Below are 371 nucleotides of genomic sequence, written 5' to 3' on the forward strand. Positions count from 1 at the left end.
GAGCCGAGCCCGCCCGCGCCGACGACGGTGACACGAGCCGCGCTCAGGCGGCGCTGGCCTTCCTCGCCGATGCCGGTGAGGACCGCATGCCGCGCAGTGCGGACGAGTTCTTCCGGCGCCAGCGCGGCGGCAGGGGCGACGAGAGGCTGCATGGGTTCAGCGTATGCCCGCTCCGCCGACTGTGTCTTCAGCCCTCGGTCTCCGTCATCGCACCGAGCTCGGAGGGATGCGTCAGCCGCCACCACTTCGTCGGCTGGTCGATGGTGCCCGAGATCGTGACTGCAGCGGTGACGGTGTTCGGGCCGGCGGTCCAGGTGACGGTTCCCACCTCCGTGCCGTCGCGATAGGTCGGCGGGGGCTTGATGTCCATC

General features: G+C 70.9%; 1 pseudogene. It reads right to left on the minus strand.

Annotation, left to right across the window (positions count from 1 at the left end):
* Positions 1-187 precede the first annotated feature (187 nt).
* Positions 188-371, minus strand: a pseudogene (locus DSP71_RS23220) (D-alanyl-D-alanine carboxypeptidase); the annotation flags it as partial.

Origin of the sequence: Microbacterium sp. H6 (assembly GCF_003314775.1) — a bacterium.
GTDB lineage: Bacteria > Actinomycetota > Actinomycetes > Actinomycetales > Microbacteriaceae > Microbacterium > Microbacterium oxydans.